16 protein-coding genes are annotated in these 16,952 nt (G+C 65.0%); 10 read left to right on the top strand and 6 right to left on the bottom strand.

The window, feature by feature from the left end; genetic code table 11:
* The first annotated feature begins 24 nt into the window (after positions 1-24).
* From metF to NCR37_RS12815, 7 genes are all read left to right on the top strand, one after another.
* A complete protein-coding gene (metF, locus tag NCR37_RS12845; RefSeq protein ID WP_250473308.1) occupies positions 25-864 on the top strand; it encodes a methylenetetrahydrofolate reductase [NAD(P)H] in 840 nt (279 codons plus the stop codon).
* Between the two features lie 435 nt (positions 865-1,299).
* Positions 1,300-2,931 carry an ABC transporter substrate-binding protein gene (locus NCR37_RS12840; protein ID WP_250473307.1) on the top strand — a complete coding sequence of 544 codons (1,632 nt, stop codon included), beginning with the start codon at positions 1,300-1,302 and terminating at the stop codon, positions 2,929-2,931.
* A gap of 124 nt (positions 2,932-3,055) precedes the next feature.
* Positions 3,056-4,066: an ABC transporter permease subunit gene (locus tag NCR37_RS12835; RefSeq protein ID WP_250473306.1), complete on the top strand. Its 1,011-nt coding sequence runs from the start codon at positions 3,056-3,058 to the stop codon at positions 4,064-4,066.
* A 91-nt stretch (positions 4,067-4,157) separates the two neighbouring features.
* Complete coding sequence (locus NCR37_RS12830; RefSeq protein ID WP_250473305.1) at positions 4,158-5,075, top strand: ABC transporter permease subunit; 918 nt, start codon at positions 4,158-4,160, stop codon at positions 5,073-5,075.
* Between the two features lies 1 nt (position 5,076).
* The gene (locus NCR37_RS12825; protein WP_250473304.1) at positions 5,077-6,108 is read left to right on the top strand and encodes an ABC transporter ATP-binding protein; all 1,032 of its coding nucleotides are present in this window, start codon (positions 5,077-5,079) and stop codon (positions 6,106-6,108) included.
* The gene (locus NCR37_RS12820; protein ID WP_250473303.1) at positions 6,105-7,109 is read left to right on the top strand and encodes a peptide ABC transporter ATP-binding protein; all 1,005 of its coding nucleotides are present in this window, start codon (positions 6,105-6,107) and stop codon (positions 7,107-7,109) included. Before NCR37_RS12825 ends, NCR37_RS12820 begins: the two co-directional genes overlap by 4 nt.
* The gene (locus NCR37_RS12815; protein WP_502800518.1) at positions 7,054-8,265 is read left to right on the top strand and encodes a TraB/GumN family protein; all 1,212 of its coding nucleotides are present in this window, start codon (positions 7,054-7,056) and stop codon (positions 8,263-8,265) included. The genes NCR37_RS12820 and NCR37_RS12815 overlap by 56 nt, the downstream gene beginning before the upstream one ends.
* Before the next feature lie 21 nt (positions 8,266-8,286).
* On the opposite strand, the gene NCR37_RS12810 is transcribed toward NCR37_RS12815, so the two are convergent.
* From NCR37_RS12810 to pxpB, 5 genes are all read right to left on the bottom strand, one after another.
* Positions 8,287-9,243, bottom strand: coding sequence for a DUF979 domain-containing protein (locus NCR37_RS12810; RefSeq protein ID WP_206467199.1), 957 nt, complete (start codon positions 9,241-9,243; stop codon positions 8,287-8,289).
* Positions 9,240-9,959 carry a DUF969 domain-containing protein gene (locus NCR37_RS12805; RefSeq protein ID WP_175938485.1) on the bottom strand — a complete coding sequence of 240 codons (720 nt, stop codon included), beginning with the start codon at positions 9,957-9,959 and terminating at the stop codon, positions 9,240-9,242. The genes NCR37_RS12810 and NCR37_RS12805 overlap by 4 nt, the downstream gene beginning before the upstream one ends.
* A gap of 135 nt (positions 9,960-10,094) precedes the next feature.
* Positions 10,095-10,841 carry a 5-oxoprolinase subunit PxpA gene (gene pxpA / locus NCR37_RS12800; RefSeq protein WP_250473301.1) on the bottom strand — a complete coding sequence of 249 codons (747 nt, stop codon included), beginning with the start codon at positions 10,839-10,841 and terminating at the stop codon, positions 10,095-10,097.
* 40 nt (positions 10,842-10,881) lie between these two features.
* Positions 10,882-11,913 carry a 5-oxoprolinase subunit C family protein gene (locus NCR37_RS12795; RefSeq protein ID WP_250473300.1) on the bottom strand — a complete coding sequence of 344 codons (1,032 nt, stop codon included), beginning with the start codon at positions 11,911-11,913 and terminating at the stop codon, positions 10,882-10,884.
* A complete protein-coding gene (pxpB, locus tag NCR37_RS12790) occupies positions 11,910-12,563 on the bottom strand; it encodes a 5-oxoprolinase subunit PxpB (RefSeq protein WP_250473299.1) in 654 nt (217 codons plus the stop codon). The genes NCR37_RS12795 and pxpB overlap by 4 nt, the downstream gene beginning before the upstream one ends.
* 178 nt (positions 12,564-12,741) lie before the next feature.
* Here pxpB and NCR37_RS12785 point away from each other — a divergent pair, with 178 nt between their 5' ends.
* Positions 12,742-13,254: a winged helix DNA-binding protein gene (locus NCR37_RS12785; RefSeq protein WP_250473298.1), complete on the top strand. Its 513-nt coding sequence runs from the start codon at positions 12,742-12,744 to the stop codon at positions 13,252-13,254.
* A gap of 7 nt (positions 13,255-13,261) precedes the next feature.
* Here the strand turns inward: NCR37_RS12785 and NCR37_RS12780 are convergent, their stop codons facing one another.
* Complete coding sequence (locus NCR37_RS12780) at positions 13,262-13,894, bottom strand: 5-formyltetrahydrofolate cyclo-ligase (protein ID WP_502800521.1); 633 nt, start codon at positions 13,892-13,894, stop codon at positions 13,262-13,264.
* A gap of 8 nt (positions 13,895-13,902) precedes the next feature.
* On the opposite strand from NCR37_RS12780, the gene NCR37_RS12775 reads away from it, so the two are divergent.
* Together NCR37_RS12775 and NCR37_RS12770 are read left to right on the top strand one after the other, a co-directional pair.
* Positions 13,903-15,870, top strand: a complete 1,968-nt coding sequence (locus tag NCR37_RS12775) for a lytic transglycosylase domain-containing protein (RefSeq protein ID WP_250473296.1) — start codon at positions 13,903-13,905, stop codon at positions 15,868-15,870.
* Positions 15,871-15,993: 123 nt separating this feature from the next.
* Positions 15,994-16,950 (top strand): complex I NDUFA9 subunit family protein, encoded by a 957-nt coding sequence (locus NCR37_RS12770; protein ID WP_244847448.1) that lies wholly within the window; start codon positions 15,994-15,996, stop codon positions 16,948-16,950.
* Positions 16,951-16,952: the final 2 nt, after the last annotated feature.

Here is a 16,952-nt window from a genome sequence, read left to right as displayed (position 1 = left end):
CGCGCTTTCTGCGCGCACATCATCATGAAACCCATCGAACTCTCATTCGAGTTTTTCCCGCCGAAGACGCAGGAAGGCGTGCAGAAGCTGCGCGCTTCCCGCGCGGAGCTCGCCAGGCTCGCGCCGAAGTTCGTCTCCGTGACGTTCGGCGCGGGCGGCTCTACGCAGCAAGGCACGCTCGATACCGTGCTCGAAATGGCGGCCGAAGGCTTGCAGGCCGCGCCGCATCTGTCGTGCATCGGCTCGTCGCGCGAAAGCCTGCGCGCGATTCTCGGCGCGTACCGCGAGCACGGCATTCGCCATATCGTCGCGTTGCGCGGCGACCTGCCTTCGGGCATGGGCGAATTCGGCGAACTGCGTTATGCGTCGGAACTGGTCGCGTTCATTCGCCAGGAGCACGGCGACTGGTTCCATATCGAGGTGGCCGCGTATCCGGAGTTTCATCCGCAAGCGCGTTCGCCGCGCGCCGATATGGAGAACTTCGCGCGCAAGGTGAAGGCGGGCGCGAACGCCGCGATCACGCAGTACTTCTTCAACGCGGACGCGTATTTCCGCTTCGTCGGCGAAGCGAGGAAGCTGGGCGTGGACGTGCCCATCACGCCGGGCATCATGCCGATCACGAACTTCTCGCAGCTCATGCGCTTCTCCGACATGTGCGGCGCGGAAGTGCCGAGGTGGATCGCGCGGCGCCTGGAAAGCTACGGCGATGATCGCGAGTCCATTCGCGAGTTCGGTCTCGACGTGGTGACGGGCCTGTGCCGTCGCCTGATCGACGACGGCGCGCCCGGACTGCATTTCTACACGCTCAACGGCGCGGCCGCGACCAGGACCATCTGCGAACGGCTCGGTTTCCAAAGCGCCTGACTCTCGCGTTTCCTGCATCACCCGCGCGGCGCTCGCCGCGCGGTTCATTCTTTCCCTCCGTTGAACAGTGACCCGCGGACCCCGCTACGGCACTTCGCCTGACAGTCCAGAGTCCTCAGATTCGCTTGCGACCAGCAGCCCGTCGAATGCCGGTGCCACGCATCCGCTTCCGACCTCGCGCACTCAGCCCGCGCCGCACGTTTCCTCGTTCTCGCGCAACTCTGCGCGCTTTCCTTCTTCGCCCTGCATCCGTGGCGTGACGCGCTTTTTCGCAGAAGCCCGATCCGCCTGCATCGTGGGGAAAACTGTCTACCCACGTCATATTTGTTCGTGCTAGTGTTGCGGCCGGTTTTTTCGTCCGCTAACAAAGCGGAGGACGCGATCAAGTAAGATCGCGCTACGCCGGCCAAAAGTCGGCACTGACTTGGAGGAAACATGAAGAAAAATGGCCTGTTGCGAGTCGCCCGCATGTCGGCGCTCATGGGCGCCGTCGCCACGGCAACGCTTTTCGCGGCGAGCGCCGCGAACGCGGCAATCCCGAACAAGACGCTTGTTTACTGCTCGGAAGGCAGCCCCGCCGGTTTCGATCCCGCGCAGTACACCACCGGCACCGATTTCACCGCGAACACGTTCACCGTGTACAACCGCCTCGTCGAATTCGAGCGCGGCGGCACGAAGGTGGAACCGGGTCTCGCGGAAAAATGGGAAGTCTCGCCGGACGGCCTGACGTACACGTTCCATCTGCGTCACGGCGTGAAGTTCCAGACCACGTCCTATTTCAAGCCGACGCGCGAATTCAACGCGGACGACGTGCTCTTCACGTTCAACCGCATGCTCGACCCGAATCAGCCGTTCCGCAAGGCGTACAACGTGCAGTTCCCGTACTTCACGGACCTGGGCCTCGACAAGCTGATCTCGAAGATCGAAAAAGTCGACCCGTACACCGTCAAGTTCACGCTGAAGGAAGTGAGCGCGCCGTTCATTCAGAACATGGCGATGGAGTACGCCTCCATTCTCTCCGCCGAATATGCGGACAAGCTGTTGAAGGACGGCAAGGCCGCGGACATCAACCAGTATCCGCTCGGCACCGGCCCGTTTATCTTCCGCAGCTATACGAAGGACGCGACCATTCGCTTCGACGGCAATCCGGATTACTGGAAGCCGAACGCAGTGCAAATCTCCAAGCTGATCTTCTCGATCACGCCGGACGCTGCCGTGCGCGTGCAGAAGCTGAAGAGCAACGAGTGCCAGGTGATGAGCTATCCGCGCCCGGGCGATATCTCCGCGCTGAAGTCGGCGTCGAATGTGGATACGCCGTCGCAGGCCGGCTTCAACGAAGGCTACGTTGCGTATAACGTGACGAAGAGCAATCTCGGCAACGCGGACGTGCGCCGCGCGCTCGACATGGCGATCAACAAGAAGGCGATCATCGATTCCGTGTATCAGGGCGCGGGTCAGCCGGCCACCGCACCGATGCCGCCGACGCAGTGGTCCTACGACAAGAACCTGAAGGCGAACGCATACGACACCGCGAAGGCCAAGCAACTCCTTAGCAAAGCCGGTTTCCCGAACGGCTTCGAGATCACGCTGTGGGCCATGCCCGTGCAGCGCGCCTACAACCCGAACGCGCGTCTGATGGCCGAGATGATCCAGGCCGACTGGGCGAAGATCGGCGTGAAGGCGAACATCGTGTCGTACGAGTGGGGCGAGTATCTGAAGCGCGCGCACGCGGGCGAACACGACGCGCTCCTGATCGGCTGGACGGGCGACAACGGCGACCCCGACAACTGGCTCGGCACGCTGCTCGGCTGCGACGCGGTGAAGGGCAGCAATTTCTCGAAGTGGTGCTACAAGCCGTTCGACGATCTCGTCGTGAAGGGCCGTTCCACGACGGATGTGGCCGCTCGCACGAAGGCGTACACCGACGCGCAGCAGATCTTCGCGCAACAACTGCCGTTCTCGCCGATCGCGCATTCGACCGTCTATCAGCCGGTCAGCAAGAAGGTGACGAACATGAAGATCGAGCCGCTTGGCTATGTGCGTTTCGATGGCGTCGGCCTGCAGTAAGTCTTGCTGGCGGAATGCTTTTTGCACTAAACCTTAACTAGTCGAAACACGTCCGGCGGCGCGGATCGAAACGATCCGGCCGCCGGTAGCGTATTTATCCCCAAGAACGAACCAAAGGGCGATCATGTTCCGATTCGTTTTGCGACGCATAGGAATGGTGATACCGACGTTCATCGGCATTACGATTCTCGCGTTCGCGCTCATCCACCTGATCCCGGGCGATCCCATCGAAGTCATGATGGGCGAACGGGGCGTGGACCCGGCGGCCCACGCCGAAGCCATGAAGCGCCTCGGGCTGGACCAGCCGCTGCCGCTTCAATATTTCCACTATGTCGGCCATGCGCTCAAGGGCGATCTCGGCACGTCCATCATCACCAATACGAGCGTGATGGGCGAATTCATGGCGCGCTTTCCGGCGACCGTCGAGCTGTCCATCTGCGCGATGATCTTCGCGCTCGTCGTCGGCTTGCCGGCGGGCGTGGCGGCGGCGCTCAAGCGCGGCACGGCGGTCGATCACGGCGTCATGGGCACGGCGCTCACCGGCTACTCCATGCCGATCTTCTGGTGGGGCTTGATCCTCATCATGTTCTTCTCGGCGAAGCTCGGCTGGACGCCTGTGTCAGGCCGCATCGCGGTGGAATACGACATTCCGCACGTAACCGGCTTCATGCTGATCGATTCGCTTTTTTCGACCGATGAAGGCGCGTTCACGTCGGCGCTCTCGCATCTGATTCTGCCGACCATCGTGCTCGGCACGATTCCGCTCGCGGTGGTCGCGCGCATGACGCGCTCGTCGATGCTCGAAGTGCTGCGCGAGGACTACATCCGCACGGCGCGCGCGAAGGGGCTTTCGCCGCTGCGCGTGGTCGTCGTGCATGCGCTGCGCAACGCGCTGATTCCGGTCGTGACCGTGATCGGCTTGCAGGTCGGCACGCTGCTCGCGGGCGCGGTGCTGACGGAGACGCTGTTCTCGTGGCCGGGCGTCGGCAAGTGGCTCATCGACGCCATTTCGCGCCGCGATTATCCGGTCGTGCAAGGCGGCATTCTGATGATCGCGACGCTCGTGATCGTCGTGAACCTGGTTGTCGATCTGTTGTACGGCGTGTTGAATCCGCGCATTCGCCATACTCGCTGAGGAAAACATGGTCCCCCACGCTTACATTTGTTCGCTGCCCCCCAAGGAGGCGCATGCCTCGCTTGAGGCGGCTCGGCGCGAGGCATAACGAATGGCTGACGTTCAAAACAATCTTCCGCCCGGCGCATTGACGCCGCCGTCCGGCCGCATGGTCGCGGCGCGCGAGTTCTGGGCGAACTTCTCGCGCAATCGCGGCGCGGTGGCGGCGGGCATCATTGTGCTCGTGCTGCTGTTCATCGCGATTTTCGCGCCGATGATCGCGCCGCATAGCCCGATCGAGCAGTATCGCGATCACGTCAAGATTCCGCCCGCGTGGCTCGATGGCGGCAATCGCATGTTCCTGCTCGGCACCGACGAAGCGGGCCGCGACATTCTCTCGCGCCTGATGTACGGCGCGCGGCTGTCGTTCTGGATCGGCTTCGTGTCCGTGGTGCTCGCGCTGATTCCGGGCGTCGTGCTCGGCTTGATGGCCGCGTTCTTCCACTGGCTCGATACGCCGATCATGCGCGTGATGGACGTGCTGCTCGCCCTGCCGTCGCTGCTGCTCGCGGTAGCCGTCGTCGCGATCATCGGGCCGGGGCTCGTCAACACGATGCTCGCCATCGCCATCGTCGCGCTGCCGGGTTATGTGCGTCTCACGCGTGCTTCGGCGCTCGGCGAATTGCAGAAGGAATACGTGACGGCATCGCGCGTGGCGGGCGCGAGCACCGCGCGGCTCATGTTCTCGCAAGTGCTGCCCAACTGCGCCGCGCCGCTCATCGTGCAGGCGACGCTCGGCTTTTCATCGGCGATTCTGGATGCCGCCGCGCTCGGCTTTCTCGGCCTCGGCGTGCAGCCGCCCGCGGCGGAATGGGGCGCCATGCTCGCCTCGGCGCGCGATTACATCGAAAGCGCATGGTGGATCGTGACGATGCCGGGCCTCTCGATTCTCGTCTCGGTGCTCGTCATCAATCTGCTCGGCGACGGGCTGCGCGACGCGCTCGATCCGAAACTGAAACGGATGGCATGACATGACTGACTTACTGACTATCCGTAACCTGCAAGTGACGTTCGGCGGCACCCAAGCGGTCGATCGCATCGATCTTTCGGTTAAACCGGGCGAAGTCGTCGGCGTCGTCGGCGAATCCGGCTCGGGCAAGAGCGTGACGATGATGGCGCTGATGGGCCTTATCGACCATCCCGGCAAAGTCACCGCCGATCAGGTCACCTTCGACGGTCACGACTTGCTGAAGGCTTCGGCGCGCGCGCGCCGGAAGATCATCGGCAAGGACATCGCGATGGTGTTTCAGGACGCGCTCACGAGCCTGAACCCGAGCTACACGGTCGGCTATCAGATCAGGGAAGTGCTGCGGCTGCACGAAGGCTTGCGCGGCGATGCGCTCAACAAACGCGCCCTCGAACTGCTTGATCAGGTCGGCATTCCTGACGCGAAGAACCGCATCGAGACGTTCCCGCATCAGATGTCGGGCGGCATGAACCAGCGCGTGATGATCGCGATGGCGGTCGCGTGCAATCCGAAGCTCCTGATCGCGGACGAACCGACTACCGCGCTCGACGTGACCATTCAGGCGCAGATCATGGAACTGCTCGTGCGCCTGCAGAAGGAACGCGGCATGGCGCTCGTGCTGATTTCGCACGATCTGGCGGTCGTGTCGGAGGTCGCGCAGCGCGTCGCGGTCATGTACGCGGGCGAGGTCATCGAAACGAATCACGTGCCGACCATTTTCAGCGAGCCGCATCATCCGTACACGGAGGCGCTGCTTGCCGCGATTCCCGAGCACAGCCGCGGCGCGGCGCGTCTCGCGGCGCTGCCGGGCATGGTGCCGGGCCGCGACGACCGGCCGAGCGGCTGTCTCTTCGCGCCGCGCTGCAAGTATGTGGTCGATGACTGCTGGAAGGGCAGGCCGAATCTGTATCAGCTCGACGCGCGCGATGTGGCCGTGCGCGCGCGCTGCATCAAGCCGCTTAACGTGGCACAGGAAGTCGCGCAGGCGGTGCGCGCCGAACGCGAGGCGCAGATTGTCGAGGAGGGCGCGCGATGAACGCGATACCGAAGGAAAAGACGCAGGACATCGTGCTCGCCGCCGACCGGCTCACGAAGCACTACACCGTGAAGCGCAGCATGTTCACGCAAGGCACGGTGAAGGCGCTCAACGGCGTGTCGTTCGAATTGCAGCGCGGCCGCACGCTCGCGGTCGTCGGCGAATCGGGCTGCGGCAAGTCCACGCTCGCGCGCCAGCTGACGATGATCGAAGCGCCGACGTCCGGCCGGCTGCTGATCGAAGGCGAAGACGTGGCGGGCGCGAGCAAGGCGGAAATCGCGGAACTGCGTCAGCGCGTGCAGATGGTGTTCCAGAATCCGTTCGCGTCGCTGAACCCGCGCAAGACCGTCGAGCAGACGCTCGGCGAGCCGCTTGCAATCAACACGAAGCTCTCGTCGACGGAACGCGCCGAGCGGATCGCGCAGATGATGCGCACGGTCGGCTTGCGCCCCGAGCACGGGTCGCGCTATCCGCACATGTTTTCGGGCGGGCAGCGTCAGCGCGTGGCGATCGCGCGGGCGATGATTCTCGATCCGCAGATCGTGGTCGCAGACGAACCCGTGTCGGCGCTGGATGTATCGATTCAGGCGCAGATTCTCAATCTGTTCATGGATCTGCAACAGCAGTTCGGCACGAGCTACGTGTTCATTTCGCACAACTTGTCGGTGGTCGAGCACATTGCCGACGACGTGATGGTGATGTACTTCGGCGGCATCGCCGAGCTGGGCGACAAGAAGACGATCTTCGCGAATCCACGGCATCCGTACACGCGCTCGCTGATGTCCGCGACGCCCGCGCTCTTCGAGGAAGACCGGCGCATCAAGATCAGGCTGCAAGGCGAAATGCCCTCGCCGCTCAATCCGCCGTCGGGCTGCACGTTCCATCAGCGTTGCCCGTACGCGATCGAGCGATGCCGCGTCGAGGAGCCGGCGCTGCGGGTGGTCGATGGCCGTCAGGTCTCGTGCCATCGCGCCGAGGAGGTCGGTGAAGGCGACGCCTGAATCGCAGGCGGCGCGGCCGGTTGGTGACCGGGCGCGCCGCGTTGCATCGAGTGCGGCGGCGCTCGCGGTTTGCGCGGCGTTGTGGGTTGCGGCGTTGCTCGCTCGCTCGCGATGCAGGTTCGTGGCGTGGACGATGGTGGTGACGGTCTGCGTCGTCGTTTCGCCCGCGAGTTTCGCCGTCACGGGATCGCGTGCGCCGCCGGGCGGCACGCCGCAACCGGCCGGGGACGCCAGCGCCACCGACGTTCCCGATCCGCCCGCGCAGCCGTTGCGCGTGGATCGCAGCAACGGCACCACGGCGAGCGGCCCCGTGCGCGCGCAGCCGCCGCGCATGCCGTTCTACGTTGCGACGAAGGGCGCGACGACCCTCTATGTGCTCGGCACCCTGCATGTCGGTTTCGCGAGCGACTATCCGCCCGAGCAGCCTTTCCGCCAGCCGATTCTCGCGGCGCTCTATGCGTCTCCGACGCTCGCGCTCGAAATCTCCCCGGACGAACTCCTGTCGTCGCAAGACGACGTGAACCGCTATGGCATGTGCCATAGCGAATGCCTGATCGACTATCTGCCGGATTCCATGTGGAAGAAGGTGGAAGCGCGCATGCGCAGCAATCCGGCGGCGCTCAAGGAACTGCGGCATACGCGGCCGTGGCTCGCGTCGATGCTGATCGAAACCTACGACACGCTGAAGGCCGGCTTCCTGAGCGAGTACGGCACCGAAGCGCAATTGCAGAACGTCTATCTGCGCGTGCGCGGCAAGATCGTCGGACTGGAAACGTTGAACGAGCAGATTTCGACGTTCACGCGGCTCACGTCCGCGCAGCAGCGTGAGATGCTCGCGGAAGATCTGGTGCAGACGCCCGCCGAAAACATCGCCGACGTGAAGGAACTGCATCGGCTATGGCGAATTGGCGATGCCGACGCGCTCAAAGCCTGGGACGACGCGAAAAGCAGCAAGCTCGCGCGGTCGAAGGCGCTCGCCGCGCAAGTGGACAACCGCGTGGTCTACGAGCGCAACCGGCGCTTCGTCGCGCGGATGGTGCAGCTCGCCGCGCCCGACAAGCCGGTGTTCGTGGCCATCGGCGCGCTGCATCTGGGCGGGCCGCGCGGCGTGCTGGAATTGCTGCGAAAGCGCGGGTTCGTGGTCGCGCCCGCCTGACACTCAGGCGCGACCGCCGCATCAAATGAACATCAGCCAGTTCAGCAAGAAGATGTTCACGATCAGCAACGTCAGCGCGGTCGGCACCTGCACCTTGATGACCGCGTTCTTGTCCGGCAACTCCAGAAGCGCGGCGGGCACGATGTTGAAGTTCGCGGCCATCGGCGTCATCAACGTGCCGCAGTAGCCCGAAAACATGCCGATGGCAACCATCGTCGCGGGATTGCCGTGGAACACGCCGACAAGAATCGGCACGCCGACGCCGCCCGTCATCACCGGAAACGCGGCAAAGCCATTGCCCATCACCATCGTGAAAAGCGCCATGCCGATGCAGTACACCGCCACCGCGACGAGCCGGTAATCCATGTTCACGTAAGCCGTCGTGACGTGCGCCACCGCCTTGCCAACGCCCGCGTCCGAGAACACGAGCCCGAGCATGCCGAGCATCTGCGGCAGCACGGCGGCCCACGAGAGCGCGTCGATCAGGCGGCGCGTTTCGCGCATCGACTGGCCGACGGTATCGCGAGTCATCACGCACGCCACTGCCAGCGCGATCACGCAACCGATGCCGAAGCCGATCAGCGTCACGTTCTTCAGTTCGATCAGCGGCTTGCCGCCGAACACGAGGTGGCTCGCGCCGAGCGTGAGGATTACGGTAACGACGGGAATGGTCAGCGCGGGCACGAAGAGCTTGTTGCCGAGGCGCATGGCGCTCTGGCGGCGCGTTTCCTCGGAGAGCATCTTCGGCTTCGCGCCCGTGACGCCGCCGAAGCCCGCGATCAGCGCCATCGCCACCACCAGCACGCCGACGACCGACACCGGCAGCCAGTCGCCGATCAGAAAAATGAGCGCGTAGACCAGCCAGAACGTGCCCGCCGAAAGCCGCCGCGGATGCGACTTGTCCGTGAGAATCATGCCCGCGACGACCACGAGCACGATGCCGACGAGATAGAACAGATAGTTGATGGTGAGCGTCATGCCTTCTCTCCCGCGACGTTGCGCGTCAGTGCGTCGAGTTCGCGCGTCAGTTGGCGGTCGAGCAGCCACAGCCGGAAACCGTGGATGAGGAACGCGCAGATGGCCGTCGGGATGCCCCAGACGGCGACGTGCATCGGCTCCACGACGATGCCCGCTTCCTTCAGGAACGTGACCATCAGCACAATGGCGCCGAACGCCACGAAGATGTCTTCGCCGAAGAAGAGGCCCACGTTGTCGGTCGCCGCCGCGTACGCGCGCAGCTTGAAGCGCACGGCGTCGGAGAGCTTGCCGTGACGCGCTTCGGTCGCGCCTTCGGCCATCGGCGCGAGGAGCGGCCGCACCATCTGCGGATGACCGCCCAGGCCCGTCAGCCCGACCGCCGCCGTCAACTCACGCACGAGCAGATAGACGATCAGGAGACGCCCGGCCGTCGCCGCGCGAATGCTCGAAATCCAGATCTGCGCGCGCTCGCGCAGTCCGTGGCGTTCGAGCAGGCCGATCACCGCGAGCGGCAGCAAAATGATGAGAGGAATGTTGCGCGTCTTCAGAAAGCCGCTGCCGATGGCCGTGAGAATGCGCTCGGGCGGAAAGTGCGCCGCCAGGCCGGTGACGATCGCGGCGGCCGCCACGATCAGCATCGGATTAAAGCGCAGCACAAAGCCCACGATGATGACGGCCACGCCGATGAGCGGCCATAGATTGACTGCGGTTGCCATGAGATCTCCAAACGGTTTGTCGATTCAAACATCGCGCCTCGATGCGGGCGCGTGGTGACAGCGAACGACGGGCGGCTCTTGCGGCCGCTTGCTAAAACGCCCCGGCAAGGCGGGGCGTTCGATGCTAAAAAAGGCTCAGGCGGCTTGAGCGGCGCGAACGCCGATGCCCGCATCCGCCAGCGCGCCGCGAATGCGCCGCGCGAACGCCAGCGCGTGCTCGCCGTCGCCGTGCAGGCAGATGGTCTGCGCGTTGAGCGGCACCCAGTCGCCCGAGACGGCCTGCACGCGCTGGTCGCGGACCATCGAGAGCGTGCGTTGCAGCACGGCGTCTTCGTCGTCGAGCAGCGCGCCCGGCTCCTTGCGCGGCACGAGCGAACCATCCGCGCGATAACCGCGATCCGCGAATACTTCCTCGATGGCGACGAGTCCCGCGCGCCGCGCCGCATCGATCAATCCGCTATTGGCGAGACCGAACACGAGCAGCGACGGATCGAAGTCGCGCACGGCGGCGGCGATGGCATCCGCGATTTCCGGCGTCCTGGCCGCCTGGTTGTACAGCGCGCCGTGCGGCTTCACATGCGCGACGCGTCCGCCTTCCGCCTTCGCGATGGCCGCGAGCGCGCCGAGTTGATACAGCACGCCCGCGTAGATTTCGTCGGGCGGCAGGTCCATTTCCTTGCGGCCGAAGTTCTCCGGATCGTTGAAGCTCGGATGCGCGCCGATCGCCACGCCTTTCTGCACGGCCCAGCGCACGCAGTCGCGCATGGCGGTTGCGCCGCCCGCATGCCAGCCGCACGCGATGTTCGCGGAGCTGACGAGGTCGAGCAGGGCTTCGTCGGAGCCGCAGCCTTCGCCGAGATCGGCGTTCAGATCGATCTGCATGATGATGTCGTTTGAAGTAGTCGTTGCGTTGGGTTGTCTTTCATCGCCCGATGCGTTCTTCGTGCATCGCGATGGCCGTTTCCACCTGGCTCACGTACTGGCGCTCTTCGGCGAGCGCGTGACGCGCCTCCTCCACCGATGTCTCGACGAAGCGCACGCCGCCGTTCAGCCGCACTTGCGCGAGCTTCCACAAGTCGGCCTTGATGACCGCGCCGATCTTCGGATAGCCGCCCGTCGTTTGCGCGTCGCCCATCAGAATGATCGGCTGGCCGTTCGGCGGAACCTGAATCGTGCCGGGCAGCACCGCGTGCGAGAGCAGTTCCGTCTTCGCGCGGCGCTCGAGCGGCGTGCCCGCGAGCCGGAAGCCCATGCGGTTGCTGTTCGGCGTGATCGTCCACTCATCGTCCCAGAAGTCGCGCTGCGACTCGTCGGTGAAGCTCGCGTATTCCGGGCCGCGCAGCACGCGAATCGGCGCGGCCCACGCGAGGCCGGGCGCGTGGCGGCCGCGGCGCACGGGCTCATCGACGAGAACGAACTTGCACCACGCGGGCGCTTTTACGCCGAACGCGGGTTCTTCCGGCGAGAACGCGATGCCTTTGTGCGGCTGCGGCACGCCCACCGGCAAGCGGTCGCCGTCGCGGAGCGCACGTCCGCCGAGTCCGCCGAAGCAGGCGCCGAGATCGGTACTGCGCGAGCCGAGCATCGGCAACACGTCGATGCCGCCCGCGATGCACACGTAGCAGCGCATGCCGCGCTTGGCCGCGCGAAGCGTCAGCTCCTGGCCCGCGCGCACGGGCAGGCTCCACCACGAATAGACCGGCACGTCGCCGAGCGTCGCGCCGAAGTCCGTGCCCGTGATAGCGATGCGCGTCGCGCGCTTGAAGCGCAGCACGGTCGGGCCGAAGGTCACTTCGATGCCCGCCGCATCCGGCCGGTTGCCGACGATGCGATTGCCGATTTCGAGCGACAGCGCATCCAGCGCACCGCCCGAGCTGACGCCGAGATGCCGGTAACCGGGGCGGCCGAGATCCTGCACCGAGGAGAGCACGCCCGCGCGAATCACGTCGATCATGCGCGCACCTCCACGGCGGTGAAGCGCACGCGGTCGCCGGGCTGCATCAGCGTCGGCGGATTGCGGGCGGGGTCGAAGAGCTTCACGTCCGTGCGGCCGAGCAGCTGCCATCCGCCCGGCGACGTTGCCGGATAAATGCCCGTCTGCGCCCCGCCGATCCCGACCGATCCCGCCGGCACTTCCAGACGCGGCTCGCGGCGGCGCGGCATGTGCAGCGCGGGATCGAGCCCGCCGAGATAAGCGAAGCCCGGCTGAAAGCCGAGGAAGAACACAATGTATTCGGCTTGCGTGTGACGCTTCACGACTTCATCGACCGACAAGCCGACGTGCTCGGCCAGCGCCGCGAGGTCGGGGCCGTCGTCGCCGCCGTAGCGCACCGGGATGTCGATCTGCGTGCCTTCGGTGTCGGCGTGGCCGGCGACGTCCCATTGTGCGTCGAGTTGCGCCGCGAGGCTTTCGTAGTCGGCCTCGAGCGGATCGAATACGATCGTCAGGTTGTTCATGCCCGGCACGACTTCCACGACATGCGGGAGCAGGCGCGCGTAATCCGCGAGCGTCCAGACGCGGCGCTGACATTCGATCGTGACGGGCGGCGCGACGTCGCAGACGAGCGCGCTTTCGCCGAGCGGATAAATACGTGGTCTGGTCATGCGTTCGAGTGTGTCCTTCGAGCACGGCGGCGTTTTCGTGGGGAGACCGCTTTCGCCACGCCGTCTCAGAATGTTACATTGTCAATAAATTATCAAGAAATTATCAATACGCGTTTGTCTGGAGTGTGGCGCGAACGCATTGCGCTACACTGCGACGCACTTTTCTACGGTCATCGCCATGTCGCGTCAGCCAACCAAGATCGTGTCGTCCGAGCACCTCGTCTCCGAAACCAGCGCCGAGCTCTCCGAATTCGAGTACGCGCTCATCATGGCGAGCAACGCGTTCAACCGATGGATGGTGCGCTGCATGTCGGCGGCGGGCGCGAAGGACATGACGGCGGTGGAAGTGTCGCTGCTGCATCACGTGAACCATCGCGACCGCAAGAAGAAGCTCGCGGACATCTGCTTCGTGCTGAATATCGAGGACACGCATGTGGCGACCTACGCGCTCAAGAAACTCGTGACGCGCGGCTACGTGACGAGCGAAAAGGCCGGCAAGGAGGTGTTCTTCACGACGACGCCGGCGGGGCGCGAGCTGTGCGGCAAATACCGCGAAGTGCGGGAAAGCTGCCTGATTTCCGCGCTGCGCGAGAGCCGGCTGACCAACGAACAAATCGGCGAGGCCGCCTTGCTGATGCGCAACGCATCCGGCCTCTACGACACCGCCGCGCGCGCGGCGGCGTCGCTCTAAACGCGGCTCAGTAGCGCGCCGCTTCGGTGACGATCGTATCGAGCGGCATGTCGTGCGATTCGCGCGGCAGAGCGCCGAGCTTGCCCATTTCATAGGCTATGCCGATGGTCGCCGGCTTCCTTGCGACCGGCCACGCGGCGAGCGTGCGGTCGTAATAGCCGCCGCCGTAGCCGAGGCGATACCGGTCCACATCGAAACCGACGCACGGCACGAGCAGCAATTCCGGCACCACGGCTCTCTCTTCTTCCGGCACCGGAATGCGATAGCGGCCCGGCTTCATCGGCGATTGGGCGTGCCATGCGTGGAAGGCCATCGGCGCATGCGGCTGCACGACCACCGGCAACGCGGCCTCGCGATCATGGTCCGATGCGAGCCAGTCCGCGATTACCGCGCGCGCGTCGAACTCGCCCGCCACCGGCCAGTAAAACCCGATGCGCCGGACCGCGCGCTCATCCAGCACCGCGCGCAGCCGCTCGGCCAGCGCTGCGTTGCGCGCCGCTTGCGCTGGGTCTTCGGCTTGCGCCTCGCGGCGCGCGAGCAGCGTGGCGCGCAAGGCGCTCTTCGGCTCCGCGCGAACAGGTTCCGCGCAAACGTTGCGTGCTATGCTTTCAACCGATCTTTGGACCACCTCGCGCTCCAGTAATAACGATGTCAAAACGCTTCAACCGAGTATATCTTGCGGTCGGTTACGCCCTTGCCGCCGCGACGCTCGTCGCCTGCGGCACGGCCTCGGCCGTGCGCCCGGACGCCGACTTTTCGCCGTCCTCCGACGACCGCGTCTTCATGCAGTTGCGCGAGGCGGCCCGCGCGAACGACGCCGGCCGTGCCGCCGCGCTCGCCGCGCAGATTCCGAACTATCCGGCGCCGGGTTACGTCGAGTACTTCACGATCAAGCCGCAGCTTTTCGATGCGCAAGGCCACGCGCGCCCCGACGCGCCCGACGCGCCGGTGCTGTCGTTCCTGCAACGCTACGAGGGTCAGGCCATTGCCGACCGCATGCGCAACGACTACCTCGTCGTGCTCGGCGGCCGTCACGACTGGCGCAACTTCGAGCAGCAGTATTCGCGCTTCGTGCTCAACGACGACACGCAGGTCAAATGCTATGCGCTCGAAGCGCGGCAGTCGCGGGGCGAGAACATCGCGGAGGCGGCGCGCGCGCTGCTCGTCGATCCGAAATGGTACGGCGACGGCTGCGTCGATCTGATTGCGGCGCTCGCGGAGTCCGGCCAGTTCACGAGCGACGACATCTGGCAGCAGATCCGCCTCGCCTACGAGCAGAACTACACGACGACCGGCGCGAATATCGTCGATGCGCTCGGTCAGGAACGGCCGAAGTCCGAACTGCTCGACAACGCCGTCAACAAGCCGCCGCTTTATCTGGCGCGCGGCGTCATGCCGAACACGCCTGCGCATCAACTGACGCTGCTCGCGATCACGCGCATGGCGCGCAACGATCCGGCGATGGCCGCGGCCACGTTCAGTTCCGTTGCGCCGAGCCTCACGCCGGCGGAGCGCGCGATCGGCTGGGGCACCATCGGCTATCAGGCGGCGTTGAAGCGCATGCCGTCTGCGGCGGACTGGTATCGGCTGTCGGCGAATGCGCCGTTGTCGAATCCGGCGTACGAATGGCGCACGCGCAGCGCGCTGCTCGCGGGCGACTGGAACATGGTGCGCTGGTCAATCGAGCAGATGCCGTCCACGCTGCGCAGTCAGCCCGCGTGGGTTTATTGGCATGCGCGCGCAGTCAAGCAAGCGGGCGACGCGGCCACGGCGAATCAGGAATTCCAGAGCATCGCGGATCAGTACAACTTCTACGGCCAGCTCGCGCTGGAAGAACTCGGCCAGAAGATCACGCTGCCGCCGCGCACGACCGTTTCCGACGCCGAAATCGCGCAGATGCAGTCGGTGCCGGGTTTCGCGCTGTCGCAGCGTTTCTATGCGCTCAACATGCGGCTCGAAGGCAATCGCGAGTGGAACTGGCCGCTGCGCAGCATGACGGACCGTCAACTGCTTGCCGCCGCGCAATATGCGAAGCGCATCGAGTTGTACGACCGCACGGTGAACACCGCCGACAAGACCAAGACGGAGCACGATTTCACGCTGCGGTATCTGTCGCCGTTCCGCGAGACCGTCGAGCGCGACGCGCAAAGCACCGGGCTCGACACCGAATGGGCCTACGGTCTGATTCGCCAGGAATCGCGCTTCATCATCAACGCGCGCTCGGACGTGGGCGCGGGCGGCCTCATGCAGTTGATGCCCGGCACGGCGCAACTCGTCGCGAAGAAGATCGGTCTCGGCTCGCTGTCGCGCGCGCAGATGAACGACATCGACACCAACATCCTGCTCGGCACGAACTACCTGTCGATGATCTACAATCAGTTCGACAACTCGCCGGTGCTCGCCACCGCCGGCTACAACGCCGGTCCGGGCAGGCCGCGCCAATGGCGGCAGGATTTGCGCGCGCCGGTCGAGGGCGCGGTTTTTGCTGAAACCATTCCGTTTTCCGAGACGCGCGATTACGTGAAGAACGTGCTGTCGAACACCGTGTATTACGCTGCGCTGTTCGAAGGCCGTCCGCAATCGCTGAAGGCGCGGCTAGGTTATATCGCGCCGTAAGCGCGCTTCACACCACGCCGCGCTCGGCCATCCGTTCATCGGAAGCACGCGCGGCGGCTCGTCCTTACCTCGTAGCCCCGCATTCGTCAGCGCAAGCGGACAGCCGCGACACAAGGGGCGAACATGCAACATCAGAACGTGGCGATCATCGGCGGCTCCGGCTTTATCGGCAGCCATCTCGTCAACGCGCTGGTCGATCTCGGCAAGAACGTGCGGATTGCCACGCGGCGTCGCTCGAACGCCGCGCATCTCACGTTACTGCCGGTGGACGTGCTTGAAACCGATGTCCACGATCCCATCAAGCTCGCCGCGTTCGTCGCGGAAGCCGATGCGGTCATCAATCTCGTCGGCGTGCTGCAGGGGCGGCGCGGCGATCCGTACGGCCCCGAGTTCGCGCGGGCGCATGTCGAACTGCCGCGCAAGATCGTCGCGGCGTGCGCGGCAAAGGGCGTGCGCAGGCTCATTCATATGAGCGCCATCGGCGCGGACTCCGAAGGTCCGAGCATGTATCTGCGCTCGAAGGGCGATGGCGAGAAGCAGGTCCGCGAATCCGGCCTCGACTGGACGATTTTCCGCAGTTCGGTGGTCTTCGGTCCCGAGGACAATCTGCTCAACCAGTTTGCGTTTCTCGAACGGCTGTTTCCGGTGATTCCGCTTGCCTGCGCGGACGCCGAATTTCAGCCGGTTTTCGTCGGCGACGTCGCGAAGGCCATCGTCAACGTGCTCGACCTCGATGCCGCGAACCGCATGGTCTACGAACTCGCGGGCCCGGCCGTCTATACGCTCGCGGAACTCGTGCGCTTCGCGGGCGCGACCATCGGCAAGCATGCGCGCATTGTGAAGCTGCCGGAAAGTCTCGGCCGCCTTCAGGCGATGACGCTCGAAATGGCGCCCGGCGAACCGCTGATGTCGCGCGACAACCTCGACTCGATGAAGACGCCGAGCATCGCGAGCGGGCCGCTCGCGCCGGAACTGGGCATCGGCGAGCCGGCGAGCATCGAGGCAATCGCGCCGCTGTATCTGACGGGCATGTCGCCGCGTTCGCGCTTCAATACTTTCCGCGCCACGGCGCACCGTTGATT

This window comes from Caballeronia sp. GAFFF1, assembly GCF_023630705.1.
Lineage (GTDB): Bacteria > Pseudomonadota > Gammaproteobacteria > Burkholderiales > Burkholderiaceae > Caballeronia.
Note: the sequence above shows the minus strand (reverse complement) of the source record. Positions and strands in the feature narration are given on the sequence as shown.